The sequence below is a fragment of the Bdellovibrio sp. CKG001 genome (assembly GCF_055397465.1).
This window is the reverse complement of sequence record NZ_AP029173.1, coordinates 2,505,166-2,521,605: the sequence shown is the minus strand read 5'-3', so window position 1 is coordinate 2,521,605 and position 16,440 is coordinate 2,505,166. Positions and strand designations below refer to the sequence as shown.

General features: G+C 47.0%; 15 protein-coding genes and 1 tRNA gene. 5 read left to right on the top strand and 11 right to left on the bottom strand.

Features of this window, described 5'->3' with window-relative positions; all coding sequences use genetic code 11:
• Window positions 1–792: an undecaprenyl-diphosphate phosphatase gene (locus tag ACZ50P_RS11915; RefSeq protein WP_464131365.1), complete on the bottom strand. Its 792-nt coding sequence runs from the start codon at window positions 790–792 to the stop codon at window positions 1–3.
• Window positions 793–965: 173 nt separating this feature from the next.
• Here ACZ50P_RS11915 and ACZ50P_RS11910 point away from each other — a divergent pair, with 173 nt between their 5' ends.
• On the top strand, window positions 966–2,507 hold the full coding sequence (locus ACZ50P_RS11910; protein WP_464120528.1) for a S8 family serine peptidase: 1,542 nt from the start codon (window positions 966–968) through the stop codon (window positions 2,505–2,507).
• Window positions 2,508–2,682: 175 nt separating this feature from the next.
• Window positions 2,683–3,498 carry an enoyl-CoA hydratase-related protein gene (locus tag ACZ50P_RS11905; protein WP_464131363.1) on the top strand — a complete coding sequence of 272 codons (816 nt, stop codon included), beginning with the start codon at window positions 2,683–2,685 and terminating at the stop codon, window positions 3,496–3,498.
• On the opposite strand, the gene ACZ50P_RS11900 is transcribed toward ACZ50P_RS11905, so the two are convergent.
• From ACZ50P_RS11900 to ACZ50P_RS11890, 3 genes are read right to left on the bottom strand one after another with little or no spacing between them, the layout of a single operon-like run.
• Entirely contained in the window at window positions 3,486–4,316 is an 831-nt protein-coding gene (locus ACZ50P_RS11900) for a DUF6279 family lipoprotein (protein ID WP_464131361.1), read from the bottom strand. The two genes, ACZ50P_RS11905 and ACZ50P_RS11900, sit on opposite strands and share 13 nt — an antisense overlap.
• 1 nt (window position 4,317) lies before the next feature.
• Entirely contained in the window at window positions 4,318–4,890 is a 573-nt protein-coding gene (locus ACZ50P_RS11895; RefSeq protein ID WP_464131359.1) for an inner membrane-spanning protein YciB, read from the bottom strand.
• A complete protein-coding gene (locus tag ACZ50P_RS11890) occupies window positions 4,887–6,245 on the bottom strand; it encodes a dihydroorotase (RefSeq protein WP_464120532.1) in 1,359 nt (452 codons plus the stop codon). Before ACZ50P_RS11890 ends, ACZ50P_RS11895 begins: the two co-directional genes overlap by 4 nt.
• A 91-nt stretch (window positions 6,246–6,336) precedes the next feature.
• Here ACZ50P_RS11890 and ACZ50P_RS11885 point away from each other — a divergent pair, with 91 nt between their 5' ends.
• Window positions 6,337–7,305 carry a hypothetical protein gene (locus tag ACZ50P_RS11885; protein ID WP_464131358.1) on the top strand — a complete coding sequence of 323 codons (969 nt, stop codon included), beginning with the start codon at window positions 6,337–6,339 and terminating at the stop codon, window positions 7,303–7,305.
• A 5-nt stretch (window positions 7,306–7,310) separates the two neighbouring features.
• A complete protein-coding gene (locus tag ACZ50P_RS11880) occupies window positions 7,311–8,033 on the top strand; it encodes a HEAT repeat domain-containing protein (RefSeq protein WP_464120534.1) in 723 nt (240 codons plus the stop codon).
• 42 nt (window positions 8,034–8,075) lie between these two features.
• On the opposite strand, the gene ACZ50P_RS11875 is transcribed toward ACZ50P_RS11880, so the two are convergent.
• Genes ACZ50P_RS11875 through ACZ50P_RS11865 form a run of 3 tightly spaced genes read right to left on the bottom strand, consistent with a single transcriptional unit; the run spans window position 8,076 to window position 10,530 of the window.
• On the bottom strand, window positions 8,076–8,543 hold the full coding sequence (locus ACZ50P_RS11875) for a hypothetical protein (protein ID WP_464131356.1): 468 nt from the start codon (window positions 8,541–8,543) through the stop codon (window positions 8,076–8,078).
• A 60-nt stretch (window positions 8,544–8,603) separates the two neighbouring features.
• Window positions 8,604–9,119 carry a hypothetical protein gene (locus tag ACZ50P_RS11870; RefSeq protein WP_464120536.1) on the bottom strand — a complete coding sequence of 172 codons (516 nt, stop codon included), beginning with the start codon at window positions 9,117–9,119 and terminating at the stop codon, window positions 8,604–8,606.
• A complete protein-coding gene (locus ACZ50P_RS11865; RefSeq protein ID WP_464131354.1) occupies window positions 9,091–10,530 on the bottom strand; it encodes a hypothetical protein in 1,440 nt (479 codons plus the stop codon). The genes ACZ50P_RS11870 and ACZ50P_RS11865 overlap by 29 nt, the downstream gene beginning before the upstream one ends.
• Window positions 10,531–10,842: 312 nt before the next feature.
• Here ACZ50P_RS11865 and ACZ50P_RS11860 point away from each other — a divergent pair.
• A tRNA-Met gene (locus tag ACZ50P_RS11860) sits at window positions 10,843–10,919 on the top strand.
• A 361-nt stretch (window positions 10,920–11,280) separates the two neighbouring features.
• Here the strand turns inward: ACZ50P_RS11860 and ACZ50P_RS11855 are convergent.
• The 4 genes from ACZ50P_RS11855 to ACZ50P_RS11840 all read right to left on the bottom strand — a co-directional run bounded on the left by ACZ50P_RS11855 (window position 11,281) and on the right by ACZ50P_RS11840 (window position 15,671).
• Complete coding sequence (locus ACZ50P_RS11855) at window positions 11,281–12,885, bottom strand: NAD-binding protein (protein ID WP_464131352.1); 1,605 nt, start codon at window positions 12,883–12,885, stop codon at window positions 11,281–11,283.
• 82 nt (window positions 12,886–12,967) lie between these two features.
• Window positions 12,968–13,054 carry a hypothetical protein gene (locus ACZ50P_RS11850; protein ID WP_464135211.1) on the bottom strand — a complete coding sequence of 29 codons (87 nt, stop codon included), beginning with the start codon at window positions 13,052–13,054 and terminating at the stop codon, window positions 12,968–12,970.
• Window positions 13,055–14,535: 1,481 nt separating this feature from the next.
• Complete coding sequence (locus tag ACZ50P_RS11845; RefSeq protein ID WP_464131350.1) at window positions 14,536–14,970, bottom strand: hypothetical protein; 435 nt, start codon at window positions 14,968–14,970, stop codon at window positions 14,536–14,538.
• Window positions 14,971–15,011: 41 nt separating this feature from the next.
• Window positions 15,012–15,671 (bottom strand): HNH endonuclease, encoded by a 660-nt coding sequence (locus ACZ50P_RS11840; RefSeq protein WP_464131348.1) that lies wholly within the window; start codon window positions 15,669–15,671, stop codon window positions 15,012–15,014.
• Window positions 15,672–16,440: the final 769 nt, after the last annotated feature.

Sequence of the window (16,440 nt, the reverse complement as noted above, 5' to 3'; positions counted from 1 at the left end):
TTACATCACCTGCAGATTGTGTCCTGTATATAGTAGTACAAGTAAAACGACGCCCAAGACGATTCGATAGTAACCAAAGCCCCGGAAACCGTAGCGAGACACTATACCGATAAAGAACTTGATCGCAAGCATCGCCACGAAAAACGCCACCACGCAACCCACCAGCAGAACATTGATTTGTTCTGGTTCGATCGTCTTATAGATTTTCAACAACTTGTAAAAGGTGGCTGCGGCCATTGTGGGGACCGCTAAAAAAAATGAAAATTCCGCTGCCTCTTTTTTGTTCATGCCAAGTGTCAATCCACCCATGATAGTGGCTGCGGACCGTGATACGCCCGGGATCATGGCGATGGCTTGAAACAGCCCCAGTTTGACCGAATCCTTGTATGTCAGATCATCGGTTTTTCGCCCCATCATTGTCAGATGAGCAAAGATCTTATCGGACCACACCAGGATCACTCCACCGATAATCAGCGACCAGGCCACGACGTGCACGCTGCCCAATAGATGTTCTACAACATCTTTGACCAAGAAGCCGATGGTCACAGTCGGCAGAAAGGCCACGAACAACTTTTTATAGAATCCCCATTGGGGAAGGAAGCGTTTCCAGTACAAAACCAGCACGGACATGATGGCGCCAAATTGAATGATAACCTCAAAGGCTTTGGTGAAAGTGTTGTCTTCAATCCCCATCATGGAGCTGGCAATAATCATATGTCCGGTGGAGGAAATCGGCAAAAACTCGGTGATACCTTCGACAATGCCAAGGATGATGGCGTGGAGATAACTCATGCTGAAACTCTCTTTCGCTGCATAAAAACAGTCGCCCACATCATTGAAAAGAAGCGGTGTGGGTTCAATATTCGATGGGTTGTGTCAAAAGATTTTAAGATTTGTTTAAGATTTTTGTATTCAACGCAGAAGAAAGGTGAATATGATTTTTTTTACCACGGAGGGGGTTTAATATGAAACGTGCATTACTAGTTGGTGCGGTTTTGTTTGGTTCTCAGGCGTTCGCAGGCGAATACCTGGTGAAATATACGAACACACGCGCTTTCAACATGCTAAATACAATGTCGACATCTAAAGTGTCCACGATCCAGATGATGGATCACAACGACACGGCAAGCTTGGTTCTTGTAGATATCGCGAAAAAACACGAAGCTCAGGCTTTGGCTTCTCTTTTGGGTCAGCCAGGAGTTGAGTACATCGTGCCTAACTTCAAAATCAGAGCTTTCGAAGCGCCTGTTGATGCAGCAGCTTTGAAAGAACAATGGTCTATCGCGAAAGTTCAAGCTGAGAAAGCTTGGCAGCGCGCAGGTAACAAAGGTAGCAAAAACGTTATCGTAGCGGTAATCGATACGGGCGTGGATTACACTCACCCAGCTTTGGCTCCAAACATGATCACGGGTTATGACTTCCGTGACAACGATGCGGATCCAATGGATATCACTGGCTTCCAAAACCCAGGTCACGGTACACACTGTGCGGGTGCGGTAGGGGCGACGGGTTTGATCGACGGTGGTATCGTAGGTCTTTCTCCAGAAGTTTCCATGATGCCACTGCGCTTCTTGGGCGCTGACGGTTCTGGTGACTTGAACAACGCGATCAAGTCTATCGACTACGCTATCGAAAAAGGCGCTCACATCATCTCTGCATCTTGGGGTGCGGCGGTTCCTCGCAATCAAGCAGCTCCGCTTCTTGAGGCTGTGAAACGTGCAGATGATAAAGGTGTTATCTTCATCGCAGCGGCTGCGAACGATGGTAAAAACAACGATAAAACTGAAATGTTCCCAGCGAACAACGGTTATCCTAACTCTATCACAGTTGCGGCTTCTGGTCCTTCTGATGCAAAACCATCTTGGTCCAACTATGGTACTGCGACAGTACACGTAGCTGCTCCTGGTGAAAACATCATGAGTACTTTGCCAAAAGGTAAATACGGCAACCTATCCGGTACATCCATGGCGACTCCGCTAGTGTCTGGTTTGGTGGCTTTGATGAAAGCTCAAGATCCTTCTTTGACTGGTGCGCAAATCCGCGCAATCCTTCAGACGACAGGTGCTAAAGTTTCCATCGAAACTGCATGTAACTGCCGCGTTGATGCTTACGAAGCTGTTGAAGCTGTTATGTCCAAGAAAATGGTTGTTGTTCCATCTGCGGCGACAATCAAAAATTCTGAGACTTTGGCGCTTTCTGTATTGAATGGTAAAGCTCCATTCAAATTCACTTCCAGCAACCCATCTGTAGCCACTGTATCTGACAACGGTACAATGACTGCTGTGGCAAATGGTTCCACTGTGATCACAGTGACTGATGCTTCTGGTAAAACAGCTTCCACTTTGAACATGCACGTAGGTGCTTCTTCTGGTGGTTCTAACCCAAATCCTCCAGATGATGGTGGTGGTTTGCCATCTCCTGGCGAGCCGGGCGAATGCCCACTGGGTGATCCAGCGATTTGTCAGATCATCTGCCAAATCAAACCAGATCTACCGTTCTGTCAGTAGTTGACGAACAAAAAAAGGCTCCTTCGGGAGCCTTTTTTCGTTCTAAGGGGGAGCAGCCTATGGAATGCCAACTGCTGCGTTGGGCGTCGTCGACGTACCAGTGGTACGCCTCCTCCTTCCGCCTTGCATTTGACATCCCCTAGACTGCTTGGGTAGGTTCGAGAGAGGGGGCGTTGTGTCTTTTTATTCTCAGGCTTTTGCGCATCTTTCGGTTTCTCTTAAAAATCATACGCTTTGGGTGACTTTGAATAATCCAGAGCAGAGCAACGCTATTTCGCTGGAGATGGTGGATTCTTTGACTCGGGTTTTGAAGTTTGCGGATTTCGATCCCGAAGTTCGGGTGATTGTACTTAAGGGCGAAGGGACTTCGTTCTGTGCTGGCGGGGATGTGAAGGCCATGCAAAATAAGACCGGCATGTTTGCTGGTGAAAGCAATGAGCTTCGCATGCGCTATATTCACGGTATTCAACAGATTCCTAAATGCATTGAAGAACTTTCGACTCCAGTTATTGCAATGGTCAACGGGCCTGCGATCGGGGCGGGTTGTGATCTGGCCATGATGTGTGATTTGCGCATTGGTTCTGCCAAATCCAAATTTGGCGAAACCTTCGTGAAGTTGGGACTTGTTCCGGGTGACGGAGGCACGTTCTTCCTGCAGCGAGTGATCGGCTTTAGTAAAGCCATGCAGATGTCTTTAACCGGGGACCTGGTGTCTGGCGAAGAGGCTTTGAAATGGGGACTTCTGAACTATCTGGTGGAAGAAGCAGCCTTGGAAGCCGAAGCAGACAAACTGGCTTCCCGAATTGCAGCAAATCCTCCGGTGGCAGTGCAGATGACCAAGAAGGCGATGAAGATGGCTTACTTGAATGATCTGTCGACCATTTTGGATCTATCAGCGGCTTATCAGGGGATCACTCAACGAACGGAAGATCACTTCCGGGCTTTGGAGGCGATGAAGGAAAAGAAGTCTGCTGATTATCAAGGGCGTTGAGCGATCTGTTCCAGATCCTCGGCGCGGGCGATCAGATTTTCTTGCAGGTTTTCTTTTTGTTCGGGACTTAGGCCCTTCCAAAACTTTTCAGCCAGAAAAATTTGAAAAGCGTGTTTGTGGGCGTTTAAAGCTTCGGTGAATTCAGGCAGTCGACTGGTTTCATAGTCGGTGTAATAATCGGCCACAAATTTTTGTAAACTTTCCGGGTTCTGGCTTGAATCGATAAATTGCTTCAAGCTGTATTCGCGGCTTTTATGTTGCAGATCCCAAGGGTAGGGGTGGCGCTTTAAAAAATCTTCTAACTCTTCTTGTTGTTTGGCGGATATCCCACCGATCCAGAATTCCACCGAGCGGCGATAGCGCTTAAAGGCCGTGCGTTGGGCTTTTTCCGGAGTGTCGTTGTCTTTTCTGGATTCTTCGATGTCGGCGCGAACTTTTTCAGCGAAATGATCAAACTGAGGTCTTTTTAACTGAGCTGTGATCTTGCTGGCTGTAGCTTTAAAGTATCCCGCACCTTTTTTGAAATAATCCTGTACCAGCATAAAGTTTTTCGCCAGCAGGGCCGGGTTCATGTGGCCATTTTTGATTTCAGGCTCCAGTTCCCGTAAGGATTTGGCAACTTCAGGCAGAAGTTCCTTGCGCAAACGGGTGATGTCTTTTTGCAGATCTTTTTTAAGCTCTTTTTCTTGGTCGCCGCTCAGATCAAAGTACTTATCGACGCGCGAAGTGGCTGTGAGGTCAGCCCAGCGGACCACCATATCCAGGCGACTGCATCCCAGGGACATCAAAACTGTGATTAAAAGAAGAAGCTTTTTCATCCTATCTTTGTTTTAGAATGGCCCTTCGTAACAGCAAAGCCTCAATGACAAGATACAGGATAAAACTGACGGTCAGGCCCACACCTTTTAGCAGGGCCCAGTTGGTGGTGGTCCAATCATAGGCCGCCCACGTTGCCAACACCGCATGAATGGCAAAAAAGACTCCCACGCGGAAGGTGAGTCCGTTCATCCGGGACTTGATTTCTTCCGGAAACTTTTGCCCCTGTTGTTCTGCAAGATAGACCAGTAAGGGCTTTTTTAAAATCAACGAACCCCACAGCACCAGGGCAAAAGCCCCTTCCATCAAAGCGGGTTGCAGCTTAAACCATATGCCTTCAGATGAAATCAGCGAAATTCCACCCAAAGCCAACAGCATCCCGTTGCCGATCCAGGTGATCTTTTGTACTTTCTTGTGGCGATAAAGTTCCCAGATGATTTCGCCCACACCAAAAATCATCCCCGCAATCAGACCCGGGATGATTCCGTAGTATTCTTCGATGAAAGTAAAGGCGATAACCGGAAGCAGACCGCCGAAGAACAGACCGGCGGCCGTTTTTTTAGGGGTCGGGTTCATGGGGTTTTATCCAGAAAATCCACCGGCTGACCTTGTGACGGCAAAACGACCTGATCGCTTTCCATCACAAGCTTTCCACTAACGATGGTGTGAGTCGGCCATCCGGTCACCTTCATGCCATGGAACGGAGTCCATCCGCAGCGGCTGGCAATCCAGGAATTATCAATGGTCATTTCTTTTTTCAGATCCACGATCGTGATGTCAGCGTCATATCCTTGGCGCAGGCGACCTTTGTTTTTAACTCCAAAGACACGGCAAGGGTTTTCGGTCACAAGCTCAGTGAACTTGCGCAAACTTAAGCGGCCCTCATGCACATGATTCAGCATGATCGGCACCAAGGTTTGCACGCCCGGAACACCCGAAGGACTTTGTGGGTAGGGTTTGTCTTTTTCTTCACGTGTGTGGGGGGCATGATCGGAGCCGATCACATCCACGGTGCCATCTTGCAAAGCTTTCCAGATGCGATCCAAATGGCGCTTTTCTCGGATCGGCGGATTCTGCTGGGCATAGGTGCCCAGTTTGTCATAGCAGTCAGGGGCATATAACGTCAGATGCTGTGGCAAAACCTCGACCGTGGCGATGTCTTTGGCATCTTTCAGCAGGTCCATCTCTTCGCCCGTGGACACGTGCAGAACATGAATCTTACGTCCGGTTTTACGAGCCAAACGCAGCAAGCGGGTTGTGGAGTTCACGGCGGTTTCCACATCTCTCCAGACCGGGTGGTAGTGAGGATCAGCCATATCCACGGCAATATGACGTCTTTCTCGCAGGCGCATTTCATCTTCGCTGTGGAAGATGATGCGGCGATGGCCCTGCAACAGGATTTTTTCTAACGTTTCATCGTCCTCAACCAGCAGGTTCCCGGTCGAGCTTCCCATAAAGATCTTAATCCCCGAACAGTGGGGCAGAAGCTCCAGCTCGGCGATTTTGTCGACATTGTCGTGAGCTCCCCCGATAAAGAAGGCATAGTTGGCGTGGCAGCGGTTTTTGGCGCGGTTGAGTTTGTCTTCGAAGGCCTCTTTGGTGGTGGTCGAGGGGTTGGTGTTCGGCATTTCGAAAATACTCGTAACTCCACCCAAGATGGCGGCGCGGGTGCCGGTTTCTAGATCCTCTTTATGAACCAGTCCAGGTTCGCGGAAGTGAACTTGGCTGTCGATCACCCCGGGCAGGACGTGCAGTCCATGAGCTTTGATGATCTTCAGGGTGGGTTCGTTGATGGTTTCTCGGATCTTTTCGATGCGTCCATCTCGGATGGCGATGTCGGCCTGCTGCTCTATCAGGCCAGTTTCAGACGGGTGAGGCAGCAGGCAGGTGCCGCCTTGAATGATCAGATCGTAGGGACGTGGCTGAGACATGTATCACCTCGGAATGCCTTCAAAGCTAACATTAGATACCTTCGAAGGTCCAGCGTTGACGAGACCCTTGGGATAGGTGAGAATTTGAATTGTGACAGTTGAAAAATTTCTCTCCTTCTGGGACCAGCACAATACCGCCATCATTGAGGGCCTCGTCGCACTCATTGTTCTTATTTCATTGTTTCTGGCCTATCGCGCCTTCTTTGCCAAAAAAGACCAAGGCGGCGGCGAGTTGGGGAGCGGCTCTTTGGATGCCGCGCAACTGGAAAAAACTCTGCAGAAGATTTTAGAAAATCAACAGGCGTCCGGAAAGTCCCCACGCAGTGCTGCTGCGTCAGAAGATTTTGGTGTGGATGTGGAGATGGATGAATCTCCCGCTCCTGTTCGCGGGCCCAAGGTGGCAGCCGCTGCAGAGTCAGCAGTCGATGCTCTTGAAGTCAAAGCCGCCATCGAAGGGGCCAAAGAATCTGCAGCAGAAGTGGCGCAGCTGCGATTGTCATTGACAGAAGGACATCAAAAAATTGCCGAGCTTCAGGCGCAATTGCAAGAAGCCAAGGCCGCAGCCCAAGCCGGTGGTGGCGGTGGTGCGAGTGAAGGCGGGATGTCTTCCGCGGAAAAAGAAGAACTTAACGGCAAGCTTCGCGATCTGGAAGCTCGTTTGGCTGAATATGAAATCATCAGCGAAGACATTGCGGATCTATCCCGCTATCGCGATGAAAATGAAGAGCTGAAAAAACAGTTGGAAGCCTTAAAAGCGGGAGGAGCCGCAGCGCCAGCCGCGACACCGGCGGCAGCAGAACCGGCTCCAACGCCAGCCCCAACGCCAGCGGTTGAAGAACCTGTTGCCGAGGTGGCGGTGGAAGCAGCCCCAGCAGAAGGTGGCTCGGATCTGATTGATGATGATTTGATGAAAGAATTTGCAGCGGCCGTGGAAGGGCAAAGAGCCTTGGACAAGGCTGCTGAAAAAGCCGGGGACGGCAGCGATGCAGCTGCGAAGGCCGGGGATGAAACTAATCAGTTGATGAGTGAGTTTGAAAACTTCGTTTCCAAAAAGAGTTAAAAGCTATGAACAAGTTTCTTTTGGCCTCTGTTTTGTTTGCGGGACTTTCTTCAAGTGCTTTGGCGGCAGGGACTAAACCTTCATCCAGCACTTTAACTTCAGCCTTGGAGTTGTTGAAACTTCCTGGTGAAAACCGCCGCATGGTGGTCCAGGTTCAGGGCGAAAAATACTATCAAAATTTTATCTCGTTAGCCTTCAGTGACGCTCAACCGATGGGGCTTCGCTGGCGGGCCTTGATGGCTGCTGCCGAAGCTCGTGGCGCGAAGGCGACTCCGGACTTGGTAAAGGCGGGGGCGAACAGTCAGTGGTTCATGCGCAATGCAGCCCTGATTGCGCTGTCTGAAGTAAACCCCTCTGAGGCCGAAAAACTTGCCAAAAAGCTGATCAAAGACAAGGCCCTGGTGGTTCGTTCGGCGGCGGTCGAGACTTTAGAAAAAAGCGGGTCTTTGGATCGAGAGCTTTTATGGGAAGAGCTGAATCAGGATTATAACTTCAAGAACCGTCAAAGCCTGTGGATCCGTCATCAGATCGTCGAAGCTTTGGCGAAAAAACCGATGGATCGTGAAATGTCGTCGTTTGCCAGTCTGCTAACGGATAAAGACGCCCGGGTTCATATGCCCGCCGTGCGAGGGCTTGAACGCCTGACCGGAGTTCGTCTGAACGACAAACCGATGAAGCAGACCGCATTGGTTGATCTTTGGAAAGACTATATCAAGAAAAACAACTAAGAAAAAAAGCCGGGGGAACCCGGCTTTTTTAGTTTTGTGAGCTTATTCAGAATCCGGGCTGCTCTCGGCTGGAGTTTCCGTTGGCCCGTCAGTTTGCTCTGGTGCGTCGGCGTCTTCGATCTCTTCCTCATCTGGAAGTTCGGGTTTAGCACTTGTCAGGGTTTCGTTCACAGAGGAAGGCGTTTTTGCCAGAACGGTGTTGCAGGAAGCTTTTACCCGGAAGAAGTGCTTCCACATTTCACCGTCGATCTTTCCTTTGATCTCGGGTTTTTGCAGTTCCGATCCCATGTATGAGCTCGCGTTGGCAAATTCTTTAAGGCGTTTCAGGCGCGGGATCTTGCGTTCGCCGTCACATTCACCTTGGGAAGCTTTTCCGCCTTCAGCAATGAAACTATAAGCTTTGGGTGGAGTTCTTCTTTTTGCATGAGCCACAGAGTCTGGACTCAAGAGAGGGTGAAGAAGCAGGACGCTGGTAAAGATGAACAGTTTTTTTAAAGTGGAGTTCTTCATAGAGAAGAATGGTAGCAGGAGTTGGCGATGGCTAAAAACAAAAAAAATGGGTTCGTTGTATTAGAACCCGGCTTTTTTAAGGGCTTCGTTGATAATCAGCTCACGCTCGATGCGATAGAAGATGATCTTTTCTTCCAGACCGTCGGTTTCCAGGGTTTCGGGTTCAGAGAAGAAGTCTTTTAAAATTTCCATGCGCTTTTCAATGGTCACGCGCGTGGATTCACGCCCCTCGGTTTTGCCGCGGGCAAAGATCAGGGTCAGTTTATAACGGATGCCGCCGGATGGGCGTTCGGTCTGGCCTGGTGGTTGCCAGCCATCGATGCCTTTGATGTATTCAGTTTCAATCACACCCGTGTCTTGGTTTTCTTGGGCGATGGGGTACTTCAGGACCGCGTGGGCGGCTCTCCAGACGTTGTCGTAAGGAGCAAAGAAGACTTTTTGTTTGTTGATTTGGCCCATACGTTGGTGGGCGGAAGGCTTTTTATCAAACAGGCTGCACCCAAATAAGGAGCAGCCTGTGATAATCACAAGTCCAAGAAGGATTTTTCTAGAAAGAGACGGAACTGTGTGTGACATGTGTTGCGGCTTCAATCATAGCAGGACCCAGGGCCGCTTGTGAAGTAGTTTGGCTGCCCACGAAGTTCACTTCCCAACGTTTTTTGCCGGTGATCGCGGAATCGTTCGGCCATACGGGCAGTTTCACGCGCTCAGCCCAGTTTTGAGAGTATACTTCCCATTGTGGGTTCAGGATTTTCACCTTCGCAGAGCCTTGAATCACTTCCTCTTCCTTGGAAAGAACAGAATAGGTCGCAATCGGGCTGACACCATCAATTGTGTTAAACTTTGGCATCAAAAGCTCGCCGGCCTGCAAAGTCGGATCCGGGATCAGAGGCAGCATCTGAGGCGTCGTGCCCGCCGCAAACGGAAGCAGGGTTGCGCTCATGCGGTCGCCGCCGGACTTAAGGTCTGCTGTTTTCTTAAGCACACCCAAAACCATGGCTTGAGATCCTGGCAGGACGTTCAGGCCCATTTTCTTGCCGTTTTGAATGGACTTCACATCCGTCGGGATCAGGTAGCCGGATTGGTTGGCGACGCCGACGGCGATGAAGGTTTCATCAGAGCGGAAGCCAGGGGCTCCGACGTCTTTTTTCTCGTTGAAGTTCAGCTCGCGGGTTGGCATATCCAAACGCGTGCTGCCGGATTTGACTTCGATGTCACGAACGGCGCCGCCGTTGATAGAGAACGAATTGATCAGCTCATAGAATTCCGCCCCGCCACGAAGAGCGTCCACGGTGGATTTGAACGGGAATCGTCCGCGAGCTGCAAAGACGCGGTTCACACCGCTGTTTCCGTAATAAATACGATAAGTCGGTTTATCCAGGTTGATAGTGAACAGACCATACTTTTCGCTTTGATCTGGTACGGAGATGTTGGCCGGGATGTCGATGTCCTGACCCATGGCAGAGATACGGTCAAACTGCGGGCTGATAACATTATTAATGTCAAAAGCCAGAAGATCCATTTTAGAGAACGCCGGCATCACCAAACCGAAATCGACATAGCCGTCTTTGTTTTGAATCGGAAGACCGGAAGTCACGCCTTTGACTTCATACTGAGTCTTAGTCGCTTGAGCGCGAAGTTTGATCGTCAATGCGCCCGGCTCTTGATTCATATAAGTGCTGCGCAGGAAGCCTGGGGCTTGAACTGTCACCGGAAGGCCCGTGTTCCAAGCTGCGGGGATTTCAACCTGGCCGTTGGCGTCGGTGGTCAGGAAGTTGCCAGCAAACGGGGAGTTCAGGGCGTCACCGATCAGGATTTGTGCGCCTTTGATGGGTTTGTCGTCAAAAGTGCGGATAGAGATGATGTTGGTGGATTGTTGCCAGAACAGGCCGGCAAAGCCATTAGTGTCATTTTTTTGAGTGCCTTTGTGGTCCGAACAACCCGCAAGAAGTGCCGGGACGGCCATGGCCATCACTAGTTTTTTCATGTTGTATCCCTCCGTGGTGGGCTTTAGGGGCCCTTTTTTCAGTTTCTTTTCTAGAGCAGCGGTACTAGTGACAGGTTTCTTTCTCGCGCTGCTGGCTCGGTCCCCTTCGTTGGAGTCCGAATAATCTGTCATGACCTGTAATTGCATTGCGGAAAAGCCACAGGGTCAAGACCTAAGGCGAGGAATTGGGTAAAATTTAAGGAATCTAATTTAACGCAAAGCCCATTATTGACTTCCTGCGCGTTCACAACTAAAAATCTTGCTTCACGCACTTCCAATAAGGCTTCGTCTTTGTCGGGTGTGTTACTGTGTGGTGGGGTAGCTCAGCTGGTTAGAGCAACGGAATCATAATCCGTAGGTCGGCGGTTCAAGTCCGCCTCTCACTACCAATTTTTTAAAACCCGCGTAACTGCGGGTTTTTTTGTTTCTGAGGCGGACACCTCCCTTTCACGGGAAATGCAGCATTTCTCGAGGTCTGTTAGAATTGATTTGAACGGTTTCCAAAGAAGGTCGAAAAAAGAGCCGACGTGGATCTAGGCTTTCGAGACTCGATGAAGCTAAGGCTAGAGACAAGCAGCTATATGCTGAACGAAAAATCAACAAAGATAAAGTCAGTATATCTTCAGAGCGAGTGGTGTGGGAGCTGCTGAAATGGTCGGCCTCTTTTTGATTGAAACTCTTGCTCATAAAAAGAAACCGTAAAAAGTCAAATTTTCGAGTAGAAAAAAAGCAAGATCATGAGAGGTCGATTTATCGGCCAACCTTCGGCCCAGTCGAGAGCTTCTTATTAGTTGGTTTCGACTTAAAGCCATTAGGTTTTTCTTGCTCCAATCTCTTCTTTAATTCAAGAAATCGAGCACCTTCCATTGCAGTGACGTCATCAATTCTGTTATCAAGAATAAATTGCATCAGATCGTTGTCACGGAAATACTCTCTAAGAAAGCTGCTGCCTTGTCGAAGAGAGCTCCAGTCGGTAATGCTGCCGTCCTCCTCCACCAAGTAGTTCTCACGAACCTTTAATTTCGGAAATTCCTTTTTGAAATGATTTTTAGAGCCGTGTCGTAGAACCAGTCGATCTGCATGTATCAGAGTTTTTCCTCTGGTCGTCTGAATCGGCACAACTATCTTATTTCGATTACGTCTGATGGCCTTTGTATCTATCGTTGCGCATTTATATGTTACTAACCCCAATTGAATCATGGCGGACAGAAGAAGCTGATTAAACGGATTTGTACGATCACTTATTGTGAAGGGGTCTTTATTCTTCCCATTCATGATTATTCGAAACCTATTGCTGCTGCGAGATCGCAAAAGATCCAAATCCTGTTTGATAAATTTAAAATCTTTTATCCAAGAAGAATATTTTTCTTGGTTCTCATTCTGATAAATTTTTAATAATTTTAAACGAGTTGTTCTTCTTCTTGATGGTGGTAGCGATCGCAATTTGTTAATTAAATCCAAAGACTTTTTTGTTTTTGGAGACGAACACCAATATAGAAATTGAAGATTGTCCTCTTGTATATCTTTTTGAGCTGCAATTGAACGATGCCTTTCAAAATTCTGCAAAATTTCCTGCAAAGCCAATCCATAAATACTAGGATAAAGTTGGTTTATTTCATCGTGAACGAAATTTTCGAATGCATAGTGGCAAGCCTCCACAATGCCGCCATCACCAGTACCAGAAATGAATACCGTCTTCTTGCTATTAGATGTATTTATGTAGTTCTCTTTAAAGCCGCTAGTCCAATATGTAGTTGGATCAAACTTGTGCGAAGTAGTCTCGATTCCGAATCCTGTCGCAAGAATGACAATGTCAAATTCTAAGTGTCTATTTTTAACAATAACTTTAGGCTTTTCTTTGATTGCTTTAGGAACTGATACGTGTGCATTTAGAATAGTTTCAATACCATATTGCCGCGAATATTTGGCCCACTTGCTTCGAATCTGACGTGCAATTGCCCAGCCAAAATTACTTTTCCAATTTAAAAATGGCAAATCGGTTTGATCAGAATAAAATTCAGTATCCAGATATTCTTGAAAAGGTGTGATCCATCTCCAATAGGCATTATCCAAGATGGGGAGTAGGCATGATCGCTTTTCAAAAATCTTGACCTTGCATTTTGCTTTCGAAGACAGCGCTAGGGCACATGTCAGACCAGAAAATCCGCCGCCGACGATTGCAATTTTACTATTCTTTTTTACCTTTCCTGATTCAATGAGGGCCCAGGCTAATCCCAATGCCTTCTGTTGCTGCTCGATTATAGAAATGCCAAAACGATCGTTTTGGCCAATAAGATAGGTTGCTGGATAATTTTTAACTGCACATATAGAGAGAATTGCTTGAATGTTCGCCATATCCTCTCTTATCGGAACTAATATGAATTTGTTTAGAATTTTAGGGAAGGTAAAAAAAATGGGGCTTGTGGTCCCCTATAGTTTACATGAACTCAGAGACATCTACGCCAAATGCATCTGCAATCCGCTTTATAGTTTTGAATTGCGGTCGATATTTGGCTCGTTCGATATTAGATATGTATCATCTATCTAAGCCTGTTAGCTCTGCCTCATCTTCCTGTGTTTTCGGGCCCAGTCTATTTTTATGTTTTAAATATGCAGATAAGAATTTAGACGAAATGTTCTTCAGAAGGCGTCAGTGTTTTGACATTAGATTGTTTTTTGGTAGTGGTTAAAATCGTGGAGATGAACAAAAAACTTAGTGCCTTCCATAACTTAGAGTGGGGGCATTTTATTTGACCTGAGAATCAATAGATTCAATCTGAATGGCGTAAAAAATAGACAACAAAAGCAAGTTTAAGCGGGCTGCGTTTATTGCCGAAATTGTGAGTATGAATTTACTAATTTTAGTTCACTCACTAATTACTGTCGCGCTAGTGTGAACTATCGAAGAGAATTTTTTAAGGTAGAGCTATCAACTATTCAGGAGCTAGTAAAAAGCAAACACCCTGATGTGGAATTTGTTATCACTGCGGAGGCTAAAGAGTATCATGAGTCTCTTGCTATAAAAGCCGTTTCCGAAAAGAAGGAGATGGAAGGCGACGCTCGCAAAAAGTTCCCAGTTGCTATCTAGCTCCATTTAAAATCTACAATCTCAATTAACTTAGCCCGCTTTTAGGGGCTTTTTTTGTCCTTAGTCCTAAGGTCTCTCGGTGTCGTGGGCCATATCTACGGATTTGAATTTTGGCGGTGGATCGAAAGCTATTTGGAAACTAACTTCTGGATTTTCTGTAGTTACTTTCAAAGTGGACATTTGAACTTCCTCGGTTGCCTTCTCGGCCTTAGTCCGTGCTCGGTATTAGGATGAAGATATGTAAATTGAGACAGATTTTGTTCCAGGGTGATACGAAGCTGGAAATCTGGACTGCCCGGGAGCGGCCCTCGTATGTAAACATAAAAAGCTCTAGTTCGTTAATAAGGAGTGTGTGTGGGTTTAGGTATTGGGCTGTATCTTGGTTATCTCGTCTTTGTGATAATAGTATTTTTGGTTTGTCGCGAAGTTGTTTGTTGGTATTGGAAAATAAATGTGAATCTAGAGCTCCAAAGAGACATCTTGAAGGAGCTAAAGAAGCTAAACGGGGAGAAAATTATCGAAGAATTTGATCCCAGCGCACCGAGAAAATCTGTCTAAAAAAATCTGCAAATCTTCTTCCGAAATTTATTAACAAGGAGTCGCCATGAGAATATTTGCGCTACTCCTGATTTCCAGCAGTCTGTCTGCGTGCGCTTTGGACAGTTTAAAAGACAGCCCACCGTCGTAGCGCGAAGCAACTTCGACGATTATTGTGAATAGGAACTTCAAGAAAACTTGGGAAAAGCTGCTGCAAAGCGGCCAGTATCCCACCAACAATTGTCTAGAATATTGAATTCATTGAGCGCCTATTTCTTTCTATTATTTGTAAAAGGCAGACTTCTACATCGCTCACTATAAATCGGAACTTGAACTGTGGATAAGGTTCTTAATCCGAGGCACGACTTCCTGTCGTATGGTTAAATCTTTGGGATGCGGTCGATATTCTCACATTTATAAAGAACATTGTATGATGAGAAGTCGCCAAGTGGGTTGATACCTAGAGTGTAAGCCTTCTGAATAAATGCGTATCTGTTGCCATCTACTTCGAATACTGAAATGGTATTGAGGTTTCCACTTCCAAGAGGTTCAATATACCTCTTCATTTTTGCATCGCGACTGGTGTAGAAATGTTGCAATTCGGAGCTTCCGGCGTTCCCGATCAGCGTGCTGGATTTTCTTTTCAAATTGAAGTAGATAGTAGGACTACCATCACAACGGGATCCTGAAGCAATATAAAGTCCGTCTTGAAAGACAAGGTTCGTATCTACTTCGCAAGAGCATTCAAGCTTTTCAGCCAAGGCAAATGAAGGTGTCAACATTAGGATCACGAGAATCGTTTTAACTAGTTTCATTTTCAGTCCTTTTTCTGTTTCAATGTCATTTTTAAATATAGTTAAGCTTTTTGTTGGAGTGGCACTTTTGCGCCCTTTGCTGAGTTGCATGATCTATGGGCGATCGCCAGATTCTTTATGCTGAGAGCCAGTTCAGGGTAGTGGGAGCGTGGTTTGATATGATCAACTGTAATATCCGATCCCACTAAATATCCGCAGATGCTACAAGTTAGTCGACCCACTCTCTGCCTTTCTTGACTAATGAACTTTGCTCTTAGGTTTTTCCATTCCGGGGTTCCGTAGAATCGTTGATAAGCAAGACGCTGCTCTTTGAATAATCCATATAGTAATGGATAAAGACGATCTGTTCTTTGTTTTATGGCATCAGCAACAGGGGATTCATGTTGTTTTCTATAGCTGTTCGAAAACCAGATAATCGAAAGCGATGCCACTGCAATCCAAATGAATTCTTCGAACTTTCCAAATAGCAGAATAAAAGCCGAGAAGAACATAAATAAAGCTGCCAAGCTAGATATTTTCCCAAGTTTTAGAGAGAAGTGGTACTTGGTTATAGCCTCTTGTGACATTGATTTCATGACCTCATTCGAAGCATGATTTCGTGATCTTTGCCTTGATAGTAGTTCGAGCCTCTTTTTAATCCCAGGGGTCAATCCATGCACTTCAATGTGCAAATCCCTTTCTCGTGCTTTCGTCGCACGCATCTTTGCCTCACAGACTTTGCAGGTCCGCACGTGCTTGCGAAACTTGGCTATGTATCGAAAACTGCTCGCGGGCTGAACTGAAAGGCACCTTCTGCATCTGTATTCGTATTCCATAGCAGTTTGTTTAGCATAATCACTCTAGCCGAAACGGCTAAAATTTTCTTAACAATACAAGTTTCATTGTTGTCTAAAAAATATTCACCTATGCGCTATTGATGCCCTGGATTGCTCAAAGTCCATCTGGACGGATAGTTGTAAAAAGGGGCCTGCGTAGAAGTGTTTTTTTGGTCATTGAGGCCCATTTTTCCATCGTCCTCATACTAAGGACTTTTTCGCAAAAGGTCTGATAAGCGATCAACGCCTGTTTGTCTTTTGATGTTCGGCTGAGGTCAAGCCGCCCTCCGTGTCTATTAAATCGTCAACTATCACTTCGACGGAGTCCTCCGTCTATTTACTCCACGACGCCTAAGAGTCTCGCCTTGGGGTTTTTCATCCTTGATTTGGGAACACGAACAACGCAATGAGCCGAAAACGGTGTCGGCGGTTCAAGTCCGCCTCTCACTACCATTTTTCTAGAAGTAAAAAAAAAGCAGCCTCGAGCTGTTTTTTTATTTCTACAACTGGCTACTGTCTGAGGTGGTCTTCGAACTGATCTCGAACCTGGTGGTTCCTCGCCCTAGCAGGATGCTAGCGCCAGGGTGCCGAAGGCAGTCGCGCAGCGACCGAGGGCCCTGATGGCCCGAGCCCCATTCCGCCTCTTGCAGCCAAT

Bases quoted from the DNA above. Each gene is read 5' to 3' on its own strand.
- ACZ50P_RS11845 (WP_464131350.1), bottom strand. From the start codon at position 14,970: ATGAAACTAGTTAAAACGATTCTCGTGATCCTAATGTTGACACCTTCA.
- ACZ50P_RS11865 (WP_464131354.1), bottom strand. From the start codon at position 10,530: ATGAAAAAACTAGTGATGGCCATGGCCGTCCCGGCACTTCTTGCGGGT.
- ACZ50P_RS11910 (WP_464120528.1), top strand. From the start codon at position 966: ATGAAACGTGCATTACTAGTTGGTGCGGTTTTGTTTGGTTCTCAGGCG.
- ACZ50P_RS11855 (WP_464131352.1), bottom strand. From the start codon at position 12,885: ATGGCGAACATTCAAGCAATTCTCTCTATATGTGCAGTTAAAAATTAT.
- ACZ50P_RS11875 (WP_464131356.1), bottom strand. From the start codon at position 8,543: ATGAAGAACTCCACTTTAAAAAAACTGTTCATCTTTACCAGCGTCCTG.
- ACZ50P_RS11895 (WP_464131359.1), bottom strand. From the start codon at position 4,890: ATGAACCCGACCCCTAAAAAAACGGCCGCCGGTCTGTTCTTCGGCGGT.
- ACZ50P_RS11880 (WP_464120534.1), top strand. From the start codon at position 7,311: ATGAACAAGTTTCTTTTGGCCTCTGTTTTGTTTGCGGGACTTTCTTCA.
- ACZ50P_RS11900 (WP_464131361.1), bottom strand. From the start codon at position 4,316: ATGAAAAAGCTTCTTCTTTTAATCACAGTTTTGATGTCCCTGGGATGC.
- ACZ50P_RS11870 (WP_464120536.1), bottom strand. From the start codon at position 9,119: ATGTCACACACAGTTCCGTCTCTTTCTAGAAAAATCCTTCTTGGACTT.
- ACZ50P_RS11915 (WP_464131365.1), bottom strand. From the start codon at position 792: ATGAGTTATCTCCACGCCATCATCCTTGGCATTGTCGAAGGTATCACC.
- ACZ50P_RS11890 (WP_464120532.1), bottom strand. From the start codon at position 6,245: ATGTCTCAGCCACGTCCCTACGATCTGATCATTCAAGGCGGCACCTGC.
- ACZ50P_RS11840 (WP_464131348.1), bottom strand. From the start codon at position 15,671: ATGCGTGCGACGAAAGCACGAGAAAGGGATTTGCACATTGAAGTGCAT.